Annotated in this window: 17 protein-coding genes; 9 read left to right on the forward strand and 8 right to left on the reverse strand. The window is 62.1% G+C overall.

Features of this window, described 5'->3' with window-relative positions; genetic code table 11:
- Window positions 1-3: 3 nt before the first annotated feature.
- Complete coding sequence (locus AC3YMN_RS15920) at window positions 4-1,188, reverse strand: hypothetical protein (RefSeq protein ID WP_489890755.1); 1,185 nt, start codon at window positions 1,186-1,188, stop codon at window positions 4-6.
- 11 nt (window positions 1,189-1,199) lie between these two features.
- On the reverse strand, window positions 1,200-1,694 hold the full coding sequence (locus AC3YMN_RS15925; protein WP_489890756.1) for a VOC family protein: 495 nt from the start codon (window positions 1,692-1,694) through the stop codon (window positions 1,200-1,202).
- A 45-nt stretch (window positions 1,695-1,739) separates the two neighbouring features.
- Here AC3YMN_RS15925 and gcvA point away from each other — a divergent pair, with 45 nt between their 5' ends.
- Together gcvA and AC3YMN_RS15935 are read left to right on the forward strand one after the other, a co-directional pair.
- Entirely contained in the window at window positions 1,740-2,630 is an 891-nt protein-coding gene (gene gcvA, locus AC3YMN_RS15930; RefSeq protein ID WP_489890757.1) for a transcriptional regulator GcvA, read from the forward strand.
- Window positions 2,631-2,750: 120 nt separating this feature from the next.
- Window positions 2,751-2,885, forward strand: coding sequence for a hypothetical protein (locus AC3YMN_RS15935; RefSeq protein WP_489890758.1), 135 nt, complete (start codon window positions 2,751-2,753; stop codon window positions 2,883-2,885).
- A gap of 42 nt (window positions 2,886-2,927) precedes the next feature.
- On the opposite strand, the gene AC3YMN_RS15940 is transcribed toward AC3YMN_RS15935, so the two are convergent.
- Window positions 2,928-3,776 (reverse strand): sugar phosphate isomerase/epimerase family protein, encoded by an 849-nt coding sequence (locus AC3YMN_RS15940; protein ID WP_489890759.1) that lies wholly within the window; start codon window positions 3,774-3,776, stop codon window positions 2,928-2,930.
- A 242-nt stretch (window positions 3,777-4,018) separates the two neighbouring features.
- On the opposite strand from AC3YMN_RS15940, the gene AC3YMN_RS15945 reads away from it, so the two are divergent.
- From AC3YMN_RS15945 to AC3YMN_RS15970, 6 genes are all read left to right on the forward strand, one after another.
- Window positions 4,019-5,008, forward strand: coding sequence for a C4-dicarboxylate TRAP transporter substrate-binding protein (locus tag AC3YMN_RS15945; RefSeq protein ID WP_489890760.1), 990 nt, complete (start codon window positions 4,019-4,021; stop codon window positions 5,006-5,008).
- A gap of 22 nt (window positions 5,009-5,030) precedes the next feature.
- Window positions 5,031-5,519, forward strand: coding sequence for a TRAP transporter small permease (locus tag AC3YMN_RS15950; protein ID WP_489890761.1), 489 nt, complete (start codon window positions 5,031-5,033; stop codon window positions 5,517-5,519).
- A 9-nt stretch (window positions 5,520-5,528) separates the two neighbouring features.
- Window positions 5,529-6,809: a TRAP transporter large permease gene (locus AC3YMN_RS15955; protein ID WP_489890762.1), complete on the forward strand. Its 1,281-nt coding sequence runs from the start codon at window positions 5,529-5,531 to the stop codon at window positions 6,807-6,809.
- Window positions 6,810-6,891: 82 nt separating this feature from the next.
- Window positions 6,892-7,572 carry a GntR family transcriptional regulator gene (locus AC3YMN_RS15960; protein WP_489890763.1) on the forward strand — a complete coding sequence of 227 codons (681 nt, stop codon included), beginning with the start codon at window positions 6,892-6,894 and terminating at the stop codon, window positions 7,570-7,572.
- Complete coding sequence (locus AC3YMN_RS15965) at window positions 7,569-8,297, forward strand: SDR family oxidoreductase (RefSeq protein WP_489890764.1); 729 nt, start codon at window positions 7,569-7,571, stop codon at window positions 8,295-8,297. Before AC3YMN_RS15960 ends, AC3YMN_RS15965 begins: the two co-directional genes overlap by 4 nt.
- A gap of 7 nt (window positions 8,298-8,304) precedes the next feature.
- A complete protein-coding gene (locus AC3YMN_RS15970; RefSeq protein WP_489890765.1) occupies window positions 8,305-9,351 on the forward strand; it encodes an Ldh family oxidoreductase in 1,047 nt (348 codons plus the stop codon).
- A gap of 326 nt (window positions 9,352-9,677) precedes the next feature.
- Here the strand turns inward: AC3YMN_RS15970 and AC3YMN_RS15975 are convergent, their stop codons facing one another.
- Window positions 9,678-10,904 (reverse strand): PQQ-dependent sugar dehydrogenase, encoded by a 1,227-nt coding sequence (locus AC3YMN_RS15975; RefSeq protein ID WP_489890766.1) that lies wholly within the window; start codon window positions 10,902-10,904, stop codon window positions 9,678-9,680.
- 428 nt (window positions 10,905-11,332) lie between these two features.
- On the opposite strand from AC3YMN_RS15975, the gene AC3YMN_RS15980 reads away from it, so the two are divergent.
- Window positions 11,333-12,271, forward strand: a complete 939-nt coding sequence (locus tag AC3YMN_RS15980) for an aminoglycoside phosphotransferase family protein (protein WP_489890767.1) — start codon at window positions 11,333-11,335, stop codon at window positions 12,269-12,271.
- Here the strand turns inward: AC3YMN_RS15980 and AC3YMN_RS15985 are convergent.
- Genes AC3YMN_RS15985 through AC3YMN_RS16000 form a run of 4 tightly spaced genes read right to left on the reverse strand, consistent with a single transcriptional unit; the run spans window position 12,265 to window position 17,166 of the window.
- Window positions 12,265-13,500 (reverse strand): Zn-dependent hydrolase, encoded by a 1,236-nt coding sequence (locus AC3YMN_RS15985; protein WP_489890768.1) that lies wholly within the window; start codon window positions 13,498-13,500, stop codon window positions 12,265-12,267. The genes AC3YMN_RS15980 and AC3YMN_RS15985 overlap by 7 nt on opposite strands.
- Window positions 13,497-14,489: an ABC transporter permease gene (locus tag AC3YMN_RS15990; protein WP_489890769.1), complete on the reverse strand. Its 993-nt coding sequence runs from the start codon at window positions 14,487-14,489 to the stop codon at window positions 13,497-13,499. Before AC3YMN_RS15990 ends, AC3YMN_RS15985 begins: the two co-directional genes overlap by 4 nt.
- A complete protein-coding gene (locus tag AC3YMN_RS15995; protein WP_489890770.1) occupies window positions 14,486-16,072 on the reverse strand; it encodes a sugar ABC transporter ATP-binding protein in 1,587 nt (528 codons plus the stop codon). Before AC3YMN_RS15995 ends, AC3YMN_RS15990 begins: the two co-directional genes overlap by 4 nt.
- Window positions 16,069-17,166, reverse strand: coding sequence for a sugar ABC transporter substrate-binding protein (locus AC3YMN_RS16000; protein ID WP_172125773.1), 1,098 nt, complete (start codon window positions 17,164-17,166; stop codon window positions 16,069-16,071). Before AC3YMN_RS16000 ends, AC3YMN_RS15995 begins: the two co-directional genes overlap by 4 nt.
- Window positions 17,167-17,194 lie beyond the last annotated feature (28 nt).

Genomic DNA, 17,194 nt, shown 5'->3' on the forward strand with positions numbered 1-17,194 from the left:
CTCTTAGTTTGCGACCTGGGGGAACATCGACAGGCTTTCGGGCGAGTTCGCGTATGAGTAGAGCGCCTTGATGAAAGCGGGGCGCTCCGCGTCGCTGACCCGTTCGCGCACTTTGCGGACGACCTCGTTGCCGGCCCAGTACGAGGAGATGAACGGGCCGCGGAACGGATGGGCGGCCATACGCAGGCGACCTTGCACCCAGGCTTCCTGCCCCATCGCCGTAGTGCGCAAATAGTCGGCCACGTCCTCGCGCGGCACGCCTTCGACCATCAGCATCCAGGCAGCGCTGGTCTGGGCAGCGGAGCGGACGCGGCGCAGCTCGATATGGATCGCGTCATCGTCGTCCTCCACGAAATCGATCAGGTGCACGCCCTGATCGCCGATGCCCTCCTGCACGCAGCCGGTGATTGCATCGGTGGTGATTAACAGTGCGTCGGCAGGCGCCTCGCCCGCATCAACGGCTGCTTTGGTGGACAGAAGCTGAGTTGAGTGCCCGGGATAGACTTCGTGGCAGACCAGATGCTTGAGCGCAGCGCGCGTGAAGCTCAGGTCAAAATTGAGGTCCATCTTGCCTTCGTTGAAGGAGCAGCGCGCGGTGTAGAACATGCCGCGCACAGGGTTGAGCACCATGTCATAATCGCCGGTGTCGAAGATCATCGCATCGGTCTTGGCCTTGGCCTTGGCCATGAGTTCGCGGAACACGGTTTCGACCTGCTCGGCCGGGACGGCGCGAGCCTCCTCCCAAGCCGCGACGCGCTGGCCCAGAGTGCCGTTGACAAAGCCGGAGCGCTTGAGCACCGCATCGAGCTTGGCGCGCGCATCTTCGATCACGGCTTCATCTTCGCGGCCGGCGGGAGCGCCGACCAGCTGGGTGACCTTTTCCTCAAAGCTCGGGCTCGCACCGGCCAGCATCTTGGTGGCGGTGCGCACGGACCGGATCATGCCTTCAAGGAATACCTTGCGCGGCCCCGCCTTGAGGGCTGCGGCTTCCATCGCCAGCCTGTCGAGATCGGCCTTGATGGTTTCTACATCATCATAGGTGCGCGGATTGACGCTGTCGGCACCAAGATAAATTGGCACCAGCCCCTCGCCACCCAACAAGCTGCGGTCGGCGGGCTGACGCCGTTCGAAGGCATCGATGCCCATGGTAATGGAAGTGAGGTCGCGACCGATTTCGAAGGAATTCATTGCGCTAAAACTCAGTGTTCGAAGATGGCGTCAGGATTGCGGAAGGACTTGAATTCCAAAGCATTGCCTGATGGATCGAGAATAAAGAACGTGCCTTGCTCGCCCGGCTGGTTTTCAAACCGGATCTTGGGCTCCATAACAAAGCGGTAGGCCGCGCCGCGCAGCCGTTCGATCAGTTCATGCCAGGTCTGCCAGGGCAGCACCGCGCCGAAATGATGCAGCGGCACAATATCGGTGCCGACTTTCGACTTGGCCTCAGGCTTGGGATCGCTGTTGACGTGGGCAGAAAGCTGGTGCCCGAAGAAGTCGAAATCGATCCAGTTTTCCGCTTCCCGACCGACATTGCATCCGATGATCCCACCATAAAAGTTCCGGGTGCTTTCTTTGTCCTTCACAGCGAAGGCCATATGGAATGGGATCATTTTGGGCAGGTCCGGCCGTGGGAAATGGATCGGCGCTTTATTGCGCCCCAAGCAAAAAGCTAGCGGCTTGGCGGCGAGCCGCAAGGCGCATAAAGATCGCTCTTGCATGACCTCATGGAATGGTAACTAGTGAAACGACGCGTTCTCCCCTCCCTCAACGCATTAAGAACCTTCGAAGCCGTGGCGCGACACAACTCATTCACGCGGGCGGCCGAGGAGCTGAACGTGACGCAGAGCGCGGCGAGCCGCCTTGTGCACAGCCTTGAAGAGTACCTCGAAGTGGCGCTGTTCACGCGACGCAGCCGACGCATCGAGTTGACCGACCAAGGTCACTATTACAGTCGTCTCGTGAGCCGATCGCTTGACCTGTTGGAAGCAGGCACGGTTGAACTAATGTCATCGAAGGCAGGGCAGGGTACGCTCTCGGTCGGCATGCTTCCCACTTTCGGCACCCGCTGGCTCCTGCCGCGTCTGCCCTCCTTCCAAAAGCTCTACCCCGACATTTTGGTGAACGTCGTCTCCAGCGATGGCGAGCTCGATTTCATCAACGAGCGAATCGACATTGCCATCCGTTTTGGCCACGGCCAGTGGCCTGACGCGCTGGTCGACCCGCTCATGAGCGAAGAGATCCAGGTCGTCTGCTCGCCTATGCTGCTCGATGGCCGCCCTGATCTCACATCACCGGCCCAGCTAAGCAGCTATCGATTGATCGATCACTCCACACGCCCGGACAGCTGGGAGTACTGGTTTCGCTCCATTGGCTCGGATGTGCCGGCCATGAACTGGGGCCCACGACTGGAGCATTTCTTTATGATCATCGAGGCGGCAAAGGCGGGGCTCGGCATGGCGCTGCTGCCCACATTCCTGATCGAGCAAGAGTTGCTTCAAGCTCAACTTGTGTCGCCTTTCGCCCAGCGAGTTGCCGGGCCGGGCGCCTACTACCTCATCACACCCCAAACAAAAGCCGGACTGCCGCGTGTGATGGCTTTCCGGCAATGGGTTCTCGACCAATTGGATTAGTACCGATTTCCGCCAGCCTCCATCGGCGGAGTGGGGCAGCAGTTGCTCTATGCGGTGATCGAGAAGACGGAACTAAGGCTTCACACCATGCCCGTGGATGGGCCCCACGACGTGCCATGGATGGCTACCTTTCACTCGGTGTCCGCCCGCATCCTGCGGCACCATCTCGGGTTCAAGGTAGCCGTAACGGCCTGTCTCCTGTCGCCGGCTGTCGCCGGCGCCGCTCCAGAGCTGGTGGCTGTGGCCCAGGAGTAAGCAGCAATGCCGGGGCGCTGGGGTCCTGATGGCTCGGCTCGATCAGAAGCCGTGGCGGGCCAGCAGTTCGATGGCCTCGCGGCCTACATCGTCGCCGTTCTCGAACATGTTGCGCCAGGCGCCAACGCCGGCGGTGATGTCGGGGTGGGAGATGGCCGAGGAGAAGGCCTCCACCCCGATCAGCCCGGAATAGTTGGCCTGTTTGAGGCGCTGCAGAAACGGCGAGAAATCGATCGTGCCACGGCTGAGGAGGCCGCGATGGTTCTGGTCGATCTCGAAATAGGCGAGATGGGGCAGGGCGAGCTCAAGCGCCCCCATCATGTCGTCTTCCTCGATGTTCATATGAAAGGTGTCGAGATGGATCTTCACATTCTCCGCCCCGATCGCCTCCACCATACGCACGGCAACGGCTGCAGTGTTGATGAGGTTGGTCTCGTAGCGATTGACCACTTCGAGGGAGAGGATCATGTCCATCCCGCACGCCTTTTCCGCAACCAGGGCTAGTCCGTCGGTTGCCGCCTTGAAGTTGTCCTCGTTTGCTACTCGCGCGGCCTTGCCAAAGGCGGAGTAAAGAATGCCGCCCATCCGGTCAGCACCCATGGCGGCGGCCAAGTCCAGCGCCGCCTTATGGCGATCAACCCCGCGCTGCCAGACCGCGCGGTCGGTGCTTGAAATGTCGTTCTCGGCCTGCAAGGGCGAGGTGGTCACCGGCTTGATACCTGCATCGGCAAACATGGCGGCGATGGTTTTGGGGTCGATGTTCTCGTGGTTGCGGATCGGCACCACGACATAGTCGAACCCCAAGGCTGCGGCACGGCTGACGGCCTCGGCTCCATGCTCGTTGGTCCACATCGGGGCCCAGGTATAGGCGTGTACTGCGCGTTGGCTCATGCGGTGTTCTCCTTTGCACCAGTTTTGGAACAGGTCTCGCGCCCCGTTCAAGTGATATCTGATGTCTTGCATCTGATATGCCAGTGTGCAAGATCAAGTCGCCGAGCAACTGCCGGCTATGACAGACCGCCAGCAAGGCGGCGTAGCACCCCAGCGGTGCTGTTCCACGGGAGAAGGGTTTGCCCTTCATTGAAGTTTTCCGCCGCCTTGCGGGTGCAAGGTGGTGTCTTTGGGAGTTGAAAATGACCATCAAGCAGCGCATCGCCGCCCTTCTGGGCGCCACGGGCCTGGCCGTGCTTGCCGCCGGTTCCGTTGCCGCGCAGGACTACACCTTGCGGTTCAGCCATGTGCATACGCCCGCCGAGGCCTACAACCAGGGCTTCCAGAACTGGGCCGACCGGGTGTTTGAGCGCACCAATGGCGGCTTGAAGATCGAGGTGTTTCACTCCGGCCAGTTGGGCGTGGAAGAAGACATCATCGAGCAGGTCCGCATGGGCGCTAATCTCGGCCTCAACACCGACTCTGCCCGCCTGGGCAATTATGTGCCCAACATCGCCGTGCTCAACGGCCCCTACCTCGTGAACTCCTTTGAGGAGGCGTTTAAGCTGGCCGAGTTGCCGGTGGTGCAGGGCTGGGTTGATGAGCTGGCCACCCAGCACGGCCTCAAGGTTGTGTGCTTTGATTTCTCGCAGGGCTTGCGGCACGTTTTCACCAACCAGGCCGTGCGCAACCCCGAGGAACTCTCCGGCCTGCGCATCCGCACCCCGCCAGCCCCGATCTGGCAGGAAGCCACCCGGTCCTTGGGCGCTGCACCGACCGCAATGGCCTTCGGCGAGATCTATCCCGGCCTGCAGCAGCGCGCCATCGATGGCGCTGAGGTCACTTACGCCAATATCCGCCCCAATAACCTGCAGGAAGTGCTGACCCATGTCAGCGAGACCGGCCATATCCTGCTGCTGAACTTCGAGGTGGTTTCCTCCACCTGGTTTGATTCCCTGCCGCCCGATTACCAGACCGCGCTGGTGGAAGAATGTCGCGTTGCCGGCCAGGAAACCACCAAAGTGCTGCAGGAGCAGGCGGTCAGCGAAAAGGCGGCGTTGATCGAAGCAGGCATGACCGTGGTCGAGGATGTCGACATCGAAGCTTTCCGCGCCGCCAGCGTCAAAGCCTACGAAGCGTTGGGTCTCCTCGAAGTGCGCGATGCGCTCTACCAGGAACTGAGACGCCAGTAACATCTAGCCGGCAAGGACCGCCATGCAAACGCTCTACCGTTCACTGATCCGCATTGAAACAGTCCTTGCCGGGTTCTTTCTTGTTGCCATGATCTTGATGGTGCTGCTGGGCGGGGTGGCGCGCATGGCGCGCTCCCCGCTCAACTGGACCATTGATCTTTCCACCTGCTTTTTTGCCTGGGCCGTGTTCCTGTGCGCCGATATCGCCTGGCGCAGCAATACGCTGATGGCGCTCGACCTGTTCACCGAGAAGCTCTCGGAAAAGACCAGGCGCGTGCTTGACGCAATCAATCTCGTGATCATTGCCGTGTTTCTGGCTTACGGCGTTTGGTACGGCATTTCTCTGGCATGGGCGAGCCGCGCGCGGGCCTTTAATGGCATTCCGGGCGTCTCTTATTCCTGGGTGACGAGCTCGATTGCGGCGGGCTGCGCCCTGATGCTGCTGACCACTCTCATCAAACTGCGGAACATGCGCATGGGCCATGCTCCTGCAACGGCCTCCTTGAGCTGAGAAACCCCGATGCTACTCGTTACGATTGTTTTTGCCGTTCTGCTGGTGATCGGCATGCCCGTGGCATTTGCCATCGGGATCTCGGGCATGATGTTTTTCCTGCAGCACCCCGAGCTGCCGATCTCGATCCCGTTACAGATCACCGTTTCGACAACGCAGAACTTCTCCCTTCTGGCGGTGCCGCTGTTTATCGTGGCGGGCAATCTGATGAACCGCTCGGGCATCACCGAGGGCCTGCTCAATCTGGCCTCGGTGCTGACGGGGCGCCTGCGCGGTGGCCTCGCCCAAGTATCGATTGTGCTGTCCGCGCTGATGGGGGGCGTTTCGGGCTCGGCCATCGCCGATGCCGCCATGCAGTCGCGGATTCTCGGCCAGCAGATGATCGACCGCGGCATGAGCAAGGGCTTTGCGGCCGGGGTGCTGTCGTTTTCCTCGCTCCTTACGCCCATCATTCCGCCCGGCATCGGCATGATCCTGTTCGGAACCATCGGCTCGGTTTCCATCGGCCGGCTGTTTGCCGGCGGCATCATTCCCGCGGTCTTGCTCGGGCTCGCCATGAGCCTGTCGGTCTGGATCACCGCTACCAAGCGCGGCTATCCGCCTGAAAGGAGCACGCGGCCAACGCTCAAGGAGACCACGACGGCGTTCCGCGGGGGCATCTGGGCCTTGCTGTTCCCCGTTATCCTGCTGTTGGGCCTTCGGGCCGGCATCTTCACGCCATCCGAGATCGGTGCCTTTGCGGTGGTCTACGCCGTGTTCATCGGCTTTTTCGTGTATCGCCAGATGAAGGTGAAGAGCTTTCTCGAAGCCCTGGAAACGAGCCTGGGCGATGTCGGCTCGGTGATGTTCCTGATCAGCCTTTCGGCCATTTTTGGCTACGGGATCGTTTTTGAGCGGCTGCCCGAACTGGTGGCCTCCGGCCTGGGCAGCGTCACCGACAACGTGCAGATGGTGATGGTGCTGATCGTCCTGCTGGTGATCGTCGCCGGCTGCTTCATCGATGCCACTGTGCTCATCATCATGATGACGCCCATCGTGCTGCCCGTTGTGACCAAGCTGGGCGGCGACCCCGTCCATTTCGGCATCGTCTTTGTTATTGCCGCAACGCTGGGCAACTTCACCCCACCGGTAGGCGCCGCGATGTACACCGTCTGCTCGATCCTCAAAGTCTCGGTGAAAGACTATGTCAGGGAAGGTTGGCCATTGCTGCTGGCGATTTGCTTGGTCACTATGCTGCTGATCTTTGTTCCAGAGATCGTGCTGTTTGTTCCCAACCTCATCTTCGGGTGAGACCAAAGCGAGCCCCTGGCTCGGACAATTGGGTGCTCACGGCAACAATTGTCTGATCGCCAGGGCAGCTGAGGGGGCTTACATGAAGATCGAACGGCCAAGATCGCTCAAAGAACTGGTGGTCGACGAGTTGCGCAATCGGATCATCGACAACCGCATCCAATTGGGCGCGTCCTTATCCGAAAACGCGCTGGCCGCCGATCTGGGCATGTCCAAGACCCCGGTTCGCGAGGCCTTGCAGCAGCTGCGTCTTGAAGGGCTGGTCGAGGTGCTGCCCCAAAAAGGCACTTATGTATTCCGCATCGAGGCTGAGCAGGTGGTCCAGATCAGCGAGTTGCGCAGCATTCTCGAGCTTGCCGCGTGTGGCCTCGCCATTGAGCACAACCACGAAGCGCTGCTCGCTACCATGACAAGCCTGATGGACGAGATGCAGCAGGCCTATGACCGCAATGACACCGTGGCCTACCAAAAGCTGGACGGGCGCTTCCACCAGGCCTTCATCGAGCTGTGTGGCAATCCGTTTCTGGGGGAGGCGTTCAGCCAGATCGGCTTTCGCATCCAGGCGCTACGCTCACGCCTGTCCAATATTGCCGATCTCAATTCCCGCTCCGTGGCCGAGCACCGCAGAATGCTGGAGCTAGTGCGGCGGCGAGACATCGCGGGGCTGCGCGAGCTGCTCGCCACCCATATCGAGGAAACCAAGATGGCCTATCTGCAGGTGATTGGCGAAGGCACTGCCTTTCAGTCGGGGGCTGTCGATTGAGCGCGACGCGTCTGGCCGGCAAATCGGCCGTGGTTACCGGGGCGGGAGCCGGCATCGGCCGCGCCATCGCCATTGCCTTTGCCCAGGAGGGTGCGGCTGTTCTGGCGACCAGCCGCTCGCCCTTTGAGCTGCCCGCGCCCATTGCCACGCGGCTGCTCGATGTGACCGACAGCGCGGGGATCGCCGAGTTCGCCCGCGACGTGGGCGCCATCGATGTGCTGGTTAATGTCGCCGGCTATGTTCATGCCGGCACCATCCTGGATTGCGATGAGGAAGAATGGACAGCATCGCTCGATGTCAATGTCACCGCGCCTTTTCGCCTGATCAAGGCATTGTTGCCCGCCATGCTGCAGCGCGGACGCGGCAACATCATCAATGTGGGCTCGATTGCAGGCGCCATCAAAGGCACGCCCAACCGCTTTGCCTATGGGGCCAGCAAGGCGGCGTTGGTGGGCCTGACCAAGGGCCTTGCCGCCGACTTTGTCGGCCGCGGCATCCGCGCAAATCTGATCGCCCCAGGCACCACCGATAGCCCCTCGCTTAACGAGCGGGCCCGCGCCACCGGCGACTATGAAGCGGCCCGTGCCGCCTTTGTCGCCCGACAGCCGCTGGGCCGCTTGGGGCGCCCTGAAGAAATCGCAGCGCTTGCCGTGCACCTTGCTTCCGATGAATCAGCCTACACCACCGGCGCGGTTTATATCGCCGATGGTGGCGTAACCATGTGAGTAGACAATGCAGAGCGACAATCAAATTCGGGTCCCCGCCAAGGAACTCGAACAGCGGGTGCTGGCAGCACTGATTGAGGCAGGCGCGAGCCCGGCCTCGGCCGAGGCCGCCCTGCGCGCCCTGATGCACGCCTCCATGGTTGGCGTGGATAGCCATGGCGTGCGGCTCGCCGAGCATTATTGCAAGATGATGGCTGGTGGACGCATCAACAAGAACCCTCAGATCAGTGTGCGGCGCACTGCGGCGGCCAGCGCCATGGTTGATGCCGACGATGGGCTCGGCCATTACGCCGCCTACCAGGCCGTACAGGTGGGGATCGAGATTGCCGGGGAAAGCGGCATCGCGGCAGTGGGCATCGAGCACTCCTCCCATCTGGGGGCCGCCGGTGCCTATGCCGTTGCTGGTGCCGAGCAGGGCTTTGTCACCTTTGCCACGACCAATACCGATGCCATGGTCGCGCTGTTTGACGGAGCGCAGCGCTTTCACGGCACCAATCCCCTTGCCTTCGCCGCACCCGTTCCCAATAGCCGCCCATGGCTGCTTGACATGGCGACCTCATCAATCCCCATGAACCGGGTGCTGCTGCACCGCTCGCTGGGAGCCCAACTGCCTGCGGGGGTGGCCGCCGATACTGAGGGGGGCGCCACGCGCGATCCGCACCAGGCTCAAATGCTGCTGCCGCTCGGGGGCGAGGAATATGGCTACAAAGGTGCGGGGCTTGCCGGAGTCGCTACCCTGTTTTCAGCGCTTTTGACCGGAACGACCCTCGATCCCGATTTTATTCCCATGTACGACACCGACAACATCCACGAGCCGCGCAATATGGGGCACTTCGTGATGGTCATTGATCCCAGCAAGTTTGTTGGTGCCGAGTTGTTCGGTCTCGCCATCGGCAGCTATCTGGCCTCCCTGCGCAGCGCCGCTGCCCGATCCGGCGGTGGCCCCGTCATGGCTCCGGGCGACCGGGAATGGCGAGAGGCGGAAACCCGTAGGTCGAACGGCGTGCCCATCGATCCAGACACGGCCCGGTTCCTCGGGTTTGCACGCGTTTGATGGTTGTCCGAAACGCCATGCCGATACCGCAGTGTTCGTAAGTGCCCAAAGCTCTCGGGAGCGGCTAGCTGCAGGATAAGCTCGAGGGTGAATTCTCTCATCTCGCATCACGGCGTTCGGCGAGCTGCTTGGCGATTCGATTCCGACTATGCGTCGGCCGACCGGGCAGGTCTTGAGACAGCCCTCAAATGAGCGCGCACAACCGAAACGGGCGCAGAGTAGAGGGCTGGCGGCCGGCAAGAGCGCGGTTCTCGAGGTGCCGGCCGCAAAGGAAATGCCGGCACCTCGGGTTTATCAGGCCGCGCCAATGCAAGCTCCGGTCGAGCTTACGACGCGTTGGTGATGCGGACGATCTCGGAGGTGCCCCGTTCGGCATCTTCGGTTACCGCATAGACCGCGCCGTCGGGCCCGACCTTGACATCTCGCACCCGGGCTTGGAGCGGCACCCATTCCTCGGTTTCGACCTGATCTTTGTCGTTGAGGTGCAGGACAACAATGGATTGCGCCACCAGCCCACCGACCAGAAACGCACCCTGCCATTGCGGGAATTCATCCCCCTCGTAATAGGCCATGCCTGATGGGGCGATCACCGGATCCCAATAATAGACCGGCTGGGTGGTTTCAGCGTCCTGGGTAATGCCCTCACCGATCGGCTTGCCACTATAGTCGATCCCGTAGGTGACTTCAGGCCAGCCATAATTGGTGCCAGGCTCGGGACGATTGAGTTCGTCACCGCCCTTGGGCCCATGTTCCACTGCCCATAAACGGCCTTGCCCGTCCAGCGCCGCCGACTGCATGTTGCGGTGCCCAAGGCTCCAAATCTCGGGCAGGGCGCCCTCCACATCCACAAAAGGATTGTCGGGAAGCGGATCGCCATTCTGGTCGATGCGGAAGATCTTGCCCAAGCCAGAGCCCAGATCCTGTGCCTGCACCCGCGGCTCCACGTCGGAACGCTCGCCCACGGTAACAAACAAGGATCCATCCGTGCCGAACACGAGGCGAGAGCCGAAGTGCTTGGTGCCGTCATAGGTGGGCATCTGCTGGAAGATCACCTCCATATCCTCGAGGCTGGCGCCGCCATCATCGTTCATCACCAGTCGGGCTTTGGCCACGGATGTGCCATTGCCGCCCTCGCGCGGTTCGGAGAACGAAAAGAAAATCAGGCCCGAGCTCTCGAAGTCCGGCGCCAGCGCCACATCGAGCAGCCCCCCCTGTCCTTCGCTGTCGACAGCGGGAACACCCTCGACCGGCGCGCTCACTTCGCCATCTTCGCTGATGATGTGCAGCGCCCCGGCTTTGGCCGTCACCAACATGCGGTTGTCCGGAAGAAATTCCAGCGCCCAAAGTTGCGGCAGATCACTTGCCACCACTTCCGTTTCAACAGCAGCGGGGTTTTCCGGCAGTGGTGCTCGCGTCTGCTGGGCGAAGGCCGGCTCCTGATCAGGCGCATTTGGGGCTTGCGTCTGCACGGTGGGCGCTTGCGCCAATACAGGGGGCATCAGTGCCGCCGTGGAGAGTACGGTCCCGACAAGCAAAAGGGAAAGGCGAGGCATCGAGAACTCCCATTGTGATAACTGCAGGAAGGCGGCGTTTTCCGGGCGACCGGCAACGACCACCTGGTTGGAGCAATCCCCGACCTTCCTTCCCGTTGCATCAACGGGGTCAATACATTTTGACCGCTTGCAGCGGGTCCTCCATTGAACACGGCACTCGGGCGAGCGGGGTCGATCGGCTGGCAACCGGCTGGGGCAGCGTCCAAACCGTATACCCCGCAGAGAACGACCGACTGGGGCGCACTCACTGCCCCGAACGCTACGACGCCATTTCAGCTGTCGAGGGTGAAACAGGAGGAAAAGGGCAGACATCTCGGCCGCCTGCTTGGCGCGTCCCCGGCGTGGCCACAATTTGTGCTGTTTGGTCTGCTGCCTACCAGCAGCGGCACCACTTGGCGCGGCGAGCATCATCCAACAAGGGCGACCGAATGAGCGATACCAAGGCGGCACTCGACGCGGACCTGATCGCGAAGCTGCTTGGCGAACAGCACCCGGACTTGGCCGAGTTGCCGCTGGTTTTGGGGGCTTTGGGTTGGGACAATCAGATGTGGCGGCTGGGGGACAACCTCGCAGTTCGTTTGCCCTGGTCGACCCAAGATGCGGATGAACTCCTCCTCAAGGAGTACGCTTTCTTGCCTGCCATGGCCCCGCGTCTTCCGCTGCCGATACCTGTTCCCAAAAGACTTGGGCAACCTTCCGAGCTGTTCCCGCGCACATGGATCGTGACGACCTGGGTTCCTGGCGAGCCTGCGGACCGCGCCCCTGCGACTCTTGGCCTTCAAGCCGCAGAAAGCCTTGCGGCTTTCCTGGCAGCGCTTCACCACCCCGCGCCTCCTGCTGCACCAATCGGGCGACACGGCAGAGGCGGATCCCTGGCCACATCCAGCGAAGGAGTTGCCCGGTTCCTGAAAGACGCAACCGATCGTCGGCTGATCGCCGATCCGGATGATCTGCGGGACATCTGGGCTGACGCCGTGACCGCCCCTGCGTGGACGGGCCAAGCCATGTGGCTTCATGCGGACCTACACCCGGCCAATCTGCTGACCAGAGGGGGTGATTTTTGCGGCGTCGTTGACTTTGGGGACATGTGTGCAGGCGATCCTGCCTGCGACCTGGGTGCCGCGTGGCTGCTGCTGCCTGATGGCGCAATCAGTCGCTTCTGGGACAGCTATCGCCCGGCAATTGACGCAGCAACCCTGCGCCGTGCCCGCGGTTGGGCACTCGGCAAGGCTCTCGTGTGCCTGATTATCGGCGATGATGGTGTTCACGGTCGACCCGGCGGGAAGGCGACCTGGGGCCCACCAGCACAAGCTGCCATCCGGCGCCTCGTCAGCTCTTGGCGATGGGCGAAATCCCACGATCAGTAAGCAATTGTATATAGCCCGGCGGCCAGCACCTGGATGCCCGCGACAATGTCGGCGATGGTTGAAAATTCCTCAGGCGTGTGGCTGCGCCCTTTTTCGGAGCGCACAAAGATCATCACGGTTTTGGCGATCTTGGCCATTTGCTGGGTGTCGTGCCCGGCGCCGCTCGCCATGGTCAGGGTGGGCACGCCCTGATCTGCCGCTGCCTGGCGGAAGGTGGCCACAAGGTCTGGGTCGCTGAGGCAAGGCGCCTTTTCAGTGCCGATATCCCATTCGATCTCGAGCCCGCGCCGTGCGGCTACTTCCAGCATCAATTGCTCATGGAGGCGGTAAAGCTCCTCGCCTTTGGCGGGGTGGGGGTGGCGCACATCGATGGTGAAGCGGATTTCACGCGGCACCACGGCGGCGCCATTGGGATTGACCTCCACTCGGCCGATCGTGGTCACGGCAGGGCGTCCGAGCCGGTGGGCGGTGTTGATCACGCCACTGCCGATTTCAAGGAAACCGGCCATGGGATCACGGCGCAGATCCATGGGGAAGGCGCCGGCATGGTTCTGCTCGCCCCGCAACGTCACCCGGTAGTGCCGCAGGCCGGTGATGGCATCAACGATGGCCACCGGCAGGTCGGCATGTTCGAGGATCGGGCCCTGCTCGATATGGAGTTCCACAAAGCTCTCGATATCGTCCCGCTGCGCCGTGGCGATCCGGCTGGGATCAAGGCCCACTGCGCGCATGGCATCGGCAATGCTCATGCCATCGAAGTCATGGGTGTTGTCGGCGTCGCCTTGCTGGATGGCGCCGGTGATGGCGCGCGAACCCCAGAAATTGGCGGTGGGAAAGCGGCTGCCTTCCTCTTCGCATAACGAAACGGCTTCCAGTGTCCGCTTGGGCTGGCCGTATTGCGCCTTGAGTGCCCGCAGGGCGATGAGGGCGCTCAGGGCTCCCAGCGTGCCGTCATAGCGCCCGCCCGGACATTGGGTGTCGATGTGCGAGCCCGAAACGATGGATCGTCCGCCCTGGCTGCCCTCGAGCTTGCCCCAGACATTGCCCACCGCGTCGCGGCTGACGCTGAGGCCGGCTTCCGCGGCCCAGCGGGCAAAGAGGTCATTGGCCGCCACCCATTCGGGCGAATAAACGGTGCGCCACACGCCGGTGCCGCTATGGGCGCCAATGGCTCCCATTTCCATGATCATGGCTTCAACCAGCGCGGGGTCGATGGTGATGGGGGTCAAGACAAACGCTCCTGGCGGCCGCGGACGAGTTGAGACAGGCAAACCGCGATGACCAGGGCGCCGCCATAAAACAGATCCTGCACAAAAGTGCTGATGCCCAAGATCGACAGGCCCGTGATGCCGGTGACGAGAAAATAAACGGCGATCACCGAGCCGATGGGGTTGAAGCGACCGGGCGTGATGCTGGTAGCACCCAGGAATGCCGCGGCAAAGGCAGGCAGGAGGTAAGTGAGGCCCGAATTGGGGTCAGCCGCGCCCAGCGAGCCGACAAACAGCACGCCGGCCAGGCCGCCCAGAGCTCCCGAAACCAGGAAAGTGACCGCGCGAACCTGATCAACGCGAATGCCCGAGAGCCGGGCGACTTCACGCCCGCGGCCCACAAACAGCAGGCGCTGACCGGCGGCGGTGAAGGTGAAGATATACCAGATGATCGCCGCAACGATCAGCGCGTAATAGAAGGCCATGGGAATGCCGAACAAGCGGGTGACAATAACCGCATTGGTGATGGCAAAATCGATGCCGCTGATGGTGTTGGAGTTCGAGATCCACAGCGTGATGCCATGGAGGAACGTGCCCATGCCCAGGGTCACGATCAGCGAGTTGATGCGGAAATAAAGGACGAGAAAGGCGTTCACCGCCCCGATCACGAGACCGGTGGCTACCGCCGCCAGCACTGCCGCCACGATGGGCCAGTCGAAGTAAACATTGAGGACCGCGATCACCATGGCACTGAGCGTCAGATTGCCCGCGATGGAAAGATCGTAGTCGCCGGCCGTCAACGGCACGATCAGGCCCAGCGTCATGACGACCAGGACCGCTTGCGAGCCGAAGATGGTGGAGAAATTGGCCCAGCTGAAAAAGGTCGTCGGCCGCAATAGGCTAAAGACGATGATCACCGCCACCCAGGCCAGAACGAGGCCATAGCGCTCGCCCCACACTACCCAGTTCCAGTTCCGGGTTGTGCCTTGAGCCGCATTGATTTGGGTCATGACAGCTTGGCTCCAGTCTCTTCGGTAATGTAACAGCTTTCGGCAATGGCCGATTTGGAGATGGCGGCGCCTTCGAGTTCCGCCACCTGGCGGCCTCGGCCCAGCACGACCACCCGATTGCAGATCGCGGCCAATTGCTCATGATCCGAGCTGGCGCAGATGATCGCTGCACCAGCGTCAGCCATGCGGCGGATTTCGCCGAACACCTGTTCGCGCGCCCCGATATCGACGCCCTGCGTCGGCTCGTCCAGCAGCACCAGCTTGGGCTGCAGCTGGAACCACTTCGCCAGCACCACCTTCTGCTGGTTGCCGCCCGACAGGGCGCTCATCAGCGCCTCGGGATCGGCCGGGCGCACGTCAAAGGCGGCGTTGAGGCGCGCCGCTTCGGCGCGCATGGCGCTGCGCGAGAGCAACCAGCCGCCTCCAAAGCGTCGCAGGATGGGCAGGGTCGCGTTGTCGGTGACGCTGAGTGTGGGCACCACGCCGGCCGCAAGCCGGTCACCGGGGATAAAGGCAATGCCATTGCGCACCGACTGGTGCGGCGTGGCTTGGCTCAAGTCGCTCTCGGTGCCCTCAAGCGTCAGGAATCCCGCGTCCGCCCGGGTGGCGCCAAAGCACAGGCTAACCACATCGTCATAGCCCGAGCCGATCAACCCGGTGATCCCCACCACTTCTCCGCCCCGCACGCGCAAGGAGAAATCCTCGACCGCGCCGCCTCGCAGGCCCGCAATGATCGCGACTTCGGAACCAAACTCACGCTCAGGCGGGCGCATAGTGGCCAGATCAACCGAGCGGCCGATGATGAGTTCAACGATCTGGGCCTTGCTGGCGGATTTGGTGATGAGGGAGCCGGCCAGCTGCCCATCGCGCAGCACGCTGATGCGATCGGTGATCTCGCTGACCTCGTCGATATCGTGCGAAACAAAGATCACGCTCGCGCCTTGCGCCACGATGGCGCGCACCAGGTCAAACAGCTTGCCGACATCTTTGGCCGGCAGAAAGGGCGTCGGCTCGTCAAGGATCAAGAGCTTGGTAAGCGTGCCCTTGGCTTGCTCGAGCTGATCAAAGGCGCGCACGATGGCGAGCAGCGCCCGCTCAACCGAACTGAGGCTCTCCACCTCGGCATAAGGGTCGAGGGCGAGGCCGAAGCGCGCGAACAATTCCCTGGCGCGGCGTGCCTGAGCGCTCCAGTTGATGCGCCAGCGTGGCTCTGTGGCGTGCTCCCCGATCAGCAGATTTTCCAGCACGGACATGGAGGCGATGAGGCCCAGATGCTGATGCACAAAGGCAATGCCGAGCTTGCGAAATTCGCCCGGCGGCAAGGGAAGGGGCACCTCCTGGCCGCCCACCAACAGACGCGCGCCCTGGTCAGGGGTGTGAAAGCCCGCCAGGATCTTGATGAAGGTCGATTTGCCCGAGCCGTTCTGGCCCAACAGCCCGTGCACTTCGCCGGGCGCGATTTCAAGCGTCACGTCGGACAACACGCGCGTCGTGCCGAAATGCTTGGACAGGGCCTCAACCCGCAGCGCGCTGGCCGGGCCGCCCTGGGGCGAGCCGGCTGGGGCAGTAAGAGGAAGCGTCAAAGCTGCCAGAGCTCCTTGTAGCCTTGCACATAGGCGTCGCCATAGCCCTTGGAGACTTCGGCGGGTGTTCCGGCGCTGGCGGCATTGTTGGCGTCAAAGATCACCAGCGGGATCTTAGGGTCCGTAACGGGATCGAGGCCGCAAACAAGGCGCATCTGGGCGTCGAGCATGCCATAGGCGATCCAGTCGAGGTTCTCGCCAATATCCATCTCGACTTGGCCGTTCTGGATCATGTCGAGCACGAAAGGCGTGCCGTTGAAGGTCGCGATCTTCACCCGGTCGGTGGCGCCGGTGATGGTCAGGGCCGGTACCACGAACTGGTTCATGCCGTCATAGATGGGCAGGATATAGTTGATGGTCGGGTCGGCGATGATCGCAGACTGCACATTGGACTGGATCTTGCTGGCCCAATCGGGGATCGACACATTCACCGTTGTGAATTTGCTCTCGGGATGGGCAGCAAAGACCTCCTCGATGCCCGCCATCATGGACTCGGTGGACAGCACTTCATTGGTGATCAGCACCAGCGCATTGGCCTTGCCCTGGGTCTTGGTGATGGCCCATTCAGCCAGCAGCTTGCCGGCCTGCTTGTAGTCGATCGGGATGGAGGCAGTGAGCCCGCCGGGCACTTCCTGCTCGAAGCCCGTGAGGTGGGATGCGGTGACGATGGCGCCAGCATCGCGGGCCGCCTTGATCTGCGTCGTGAGCACGCGAGGATCGGCCCCGGCCAGGAGATCGATGAGGTCGAACTGGTTGGTGACCCCATATTCGATGCCCTGCACCCACTGGGTCGGCTGGCCCTGGTTTTCCCAGATCTGGTATTCAAAGCCGATTTCCTTGGCGATTTCGCCCATGGCTTCGGCAATGGTGGCAACGAAGGGAACGGCGCTCGAAGCGGGCACCGACAGGATGCTCTTTTCGGCCATGCAGGCCTTGGCGTCGAAAGGCTCGCCGGGCGCGGTGAACGTGGGAACACCGGTATATTTGTCCAGGTCCGCCTGCGCTGCTGCCAGGGCGTCCTGCGCCTGCGTCGCTCCCGCCGAAAGCAAGCCAAGCGCCAGCGTGGCCGCCACTAATCTCGTTGTTGTTGCCATGATCCTCACGTCCCCTTCTCCAAGACGC

It is taken from the genome of Devosia sp. Z11_6 (assembly GCF_058133665.1).